2 protein-coding genes are annotated in these 3,891 nt (G+C 34.6%); both read right to left on the reverse strand.

Annotated features, from left to right (window positions below):
• Positions 1 to 87 precede the first annotated feature (87 nt).
• Entirely contained in the window at positions 88 to 657 is a 570-nt protein-coding gene (locus QZ659_RS20275; RefSeq protein ID WP_291728887.1) for a hypothetical protein, read from the reverse strand.
• A 179-nt stretch (positions 658 to 836) separates the two neighbouring features.
• Positions 837 to 3,821, reverse strand: a complete 2,985-nt coding sequence (gene polA, locus QZ659_RS20280; protein WP_291728888.1) for a DNA polymerase I — start codon at positions 3,819 to 3,821, stop codon at positions 837 to 839.
• Positions 3,822 to 3,891: the final 70 nt, after the last annotated feature.

The following is a 3,891-nucleotide window of genomic DNA, read 5'->3' on the forward strand; positions in this document are numbered from 1 at the left end:
CAGACCTTGACAATAGTTTTTATAAACTAAATTGTACTACTCAACTACTTAAAACCCTGTTATGTAACACAGAGAACACAGTCTTGATTAAAAACCTTTATACTTGGTGGCTATGTAGGCAATTAAAATTTCTATGGTAGTAAGCAAAAAAGTTAATATAATTACGTTAGTCATAGTTTGTTCTATGAAAGACAATGAAACAAAAAACAGAGTACCATAGATAAACCTCACAATTATTCGTTTTTTGAACTTAAAAGAATTAGCATTCAACTGTCTTATATATCCTTTATCATCGGAAATTTCAATATCTAATTCTCCTGCGATTTCTAACATAGTTTTTGCAAGATTATAACGCTTTGCTAACATACAAGACTTGAATAATATGTTTACTAATTTGCCTTCCTCTAAACTAATCTTATAAGCTGCTCCCTGTGATTTTCTATTCTTGAAAAACTGAATATATACATCTATCACATTGACAGCTATAAAATAATGCTGATTTTTCTGATTGCAAATTTCACTAACAACAAATAAATATTTGATTAGTAAATCATACTCTTTAGTCTTTTCTATATTAGTTAAGATAGAGTGTTGTTTTCTTTCAAAACTATTCAGAATATCTTCCTTGCTTTTCTCTAACTCTCTTTCTATATTCATATTGAAAATTACTTACTAAATTGTTCTCTTTAAGAAATAATCAAATGTAAAAATACTCTGTCAAAGGATTTGACCTACGCAGTATTTAATCTAAAATCTATTCTTAAAAAATTAAACAAAATCCCTGTTCTGTGACACACAGAACAGAACATTCTGAAGGCAAAAATTCAAACTGGTTCTTAATGCGCCTCTAGCCAACTTTGCCCTACACCAGCCTCAACATCTAAAGGAACATCAATCTGATACGTCTTTGACATAATTTCCATAATTTTTGGCTTTACGGTTTCTAGCTCCTCTTTCGGAACATCAAAAACAAGTTCGTCGTGTACTTGCAAAATCATTTTGGTTTTCAGATTATTTTCCTCCAAATACTCTTGTACTTTTACCATTGCCAGTTTTATAATATCGGCTGCTGTTCCTTGTATGGGCATATTGACAGCATTTCGCTCTGCAAAACCTCGTTGTGTGGCATTTCTTGAATTTATATCACGAAGAGGACGTTTTCTTCCCAAAAGTGTCTGTACGGATTCGTTATCTCTTGCTTCATTAACGACCTTATCCATATAATTTTTGATAGACGAAAATTCTTCAAAATAAGAATCTATGAGTTTTTTAGCTTCTGTAATTTTGATGTTCAAACGCTGCCCCAATCCCATTGCCGAAACGCCATAAATAATTCCAAAGTTTGCCGTCTTGGCAGAACGGCGCATTTCTGGAGTTACTTCGTTAGTTTCTACCTTAAAAATCTTGGCTGCTGTGGCCGTATGAATATCTCTATTATTTTTAAATGCCTCAATCATTGTTGGGTCTTGTGCAAAAGAAGCCATCAAGCGAAGTTCTATTTGCGAATAATCTATTGCCAACAAAATGTGGTTTTCATCTGAAGGGACAAAGGCTTTTCGTACTTCTCGTCCTTTTTCGGTTCGGATAGGAATGTTTTGGAGGTTCGGATTAGTAGAACTAAGTCTTCCTGTAACCGTAACAGCTTGATTAAACGAAGTATGTATTTTATTGTCTTTTTTCGAAAGCAATAAAGGCAGCGCATCTACATAAGTAGATTTGAGTTTTTGCAAACCACGATATTCTAAAATATGTTTAGCAATCGGATATTTTTCAGCCAGTTTTACCAAAATGCTCTCATCGGTTTTGTATTGTTTGCTTTTGGCTGTGCGTTTTGGTTTGGGGGTGAGATTGAGTTTGTTTTCTTCGAACAAAATATCTCCAAGTTGTTTGGGCGAGGCGATGTTAAATTCTTCTCCAGCAATTTTATAAATCTCTTTCTCTAAAATTTCTATCTCTTTGCCTAGCTCTTCTGAAAACTGTCCCAACGCTTCCGTATCAATTCGCATTCCGTGCATTTCCATTTTTGCCAATACAGAAATAAGTGGAGTTTCTATGTCATAAAAAACAGACTTGATACCTTTATTTTCTTCTTTTTCTAGCTCTTTGGCTAATTTTTCTTTTAAACGAAGTGTAACGTCTGCATCTTCGGCAGCATAATTCAAGATTTCTTTAGGGATAAAATCTGCCATCGTTTTGGCTTTTTTTCCAGTTCCTACAATTTCTTCATACGAAATGGTTTTGTAGTTCAGAATTGTTTGCGCTAGATAATCCATGTTGTGACGAAGCTCTGGCTCAAGCAAATAATGAGCAAGCATCGTATCAAAAAACTGTCCTTGTAGCTCAATACCATATTTATAAAAAATCTGATAATCGTACTTTATATTTTGTCCAATCTTGATAATCTTTGGGTTTTCTAAAACGCTTCTAAACTCATCTAAAATGCTTTTTTGCTCTTCTTCCGTTCCCAAAACTGGAATGTAAAACGCTTCAAAGTGCTTGTACGCTACCGAAAAACCAACAATATTAGCTTCCATAACATCCAAACTATCTGTTTCTGTATCGACAGAAATTTCATCTTGAAGTAATAAAAATTCGATTAAGTGTTCTCGTTTTTCTTTTGTATCAATGAGATGATAATCGTGTTTGGTAGTGAAAAGGGTCGCTAACTTTTGTGATTCTGTTTGCTGTACAGTTTCAGTTGTTTTAGAAACTGGACTTGCTTTACTTTCTAATTTCTCTAACTCTTCCTTATCAAAAATAAATGGTAGCTGTGCTAAGGCTGCTTTGGCTTCCTCTGGTGTTACGTTTGACTTCTTTGTTACAGGTTTCGGATTTCCAAACAAATCCATTTGGTCGGTAGCAGATTTACTACTTTTAGCTGCCGTTTTCGGAGCAAAAGACTTTGGCACTTCTTCATTGAGGATTTTTCTTTTGAGTGTTCTGAATTCTAATTCATCAAAAAGCTCTGATAATGTTTTTTTATTTTCCTCTGTAATATCTTTTACATCATCATATTCTAATGCCTTTGCATCAAATTCTATCGGAACATCTATTTTGATAGTTGCCAGTTCTTTTGATAAAATTCCTTGCTGTGCAAAATTAACAACGTTTTCTTTCTGTTTTCCTTTTAGCTTATCAGCATTTTCAATAATCCCCTCTACGCTATCGAATTGTTTCAAGAGTTTGATAGCTGTTTTTTCTCCAATTCCCGGAATACCAGGGATGTTGTCCGAAGCATCACCTTGAAGCCCTAAAATATCAGTTAGTTGCATCGGATTTTTGAGTTCCCAACGCTCACAAACTTCTTTTATTCCCCAAACTTCGGCAGGGTTTCTTCCTGCATACGCTACTTTATAAAAGAAAATATTTTCTTCTACAAGCTGCGCATAATCTTTATCAATCGTAACCATATAGACTTCAAAACCTTCTCTAGCTGCTTTTTTGGCAAGTGTTCCGACAATATCATCTGCTTCAAAACCGTCCATTTTCAAAATAGGAATATTCAGTCCCTCCAAAAGACGATTGATATATGGCTTAGAAAGCGTAATGGCTTCTGGCTGTTTTTCTCGGTGAGCTTTGTAGGCTTCAAACTGCTCGTGTCGAAAAGTAGGTTTTGAAGTGTCGAAGGCAATACCGATGTGTGTAGGTTTTTCGTTTTGTAGAATATCCCAAATAGAATTTGTAAATCCTAAAATTGCACCTGTGTCTATTCCTGTGGAGGTTATTCTAGGATTTCGGCTGAAAGCAAAGTGCGCCCTATAAATGAGAGCCATAGCATCAAGAAGAAATAATTTTTTGGGTGCGTTGGGAGTAGAAAGCATTTTTTTTCAGTTAGCAGTTACCAGTCATCAGTAACCAGTAGTTTTATATAGGAATTCTAAATCAAATTAT

The sequence above is a fragment of the Bernardetia sp. genome (assembly GCF_020630935.1).
Classification (GTDB): Bacteria; Bacteroidota; Bacteroidia; order Cytophagales; family Bernardetiaceae; genus Bernardetia.

Coding starts and splice junctions, on each gene's coding strand:
- QZ659_RS20275 (WP_291728887.1), bottom strand. CDS start 657: ATGAATATAGAAAGAGAGTTAGAGAAAAGCAAGGAAGATATTCTGAAT.
- polA (WP_291728888.1), bottom strand. CDS start 3,821: ATGCTTTCTACTCCCAACGCACCCAAAAAATTATTTCTTCTTGATGCT.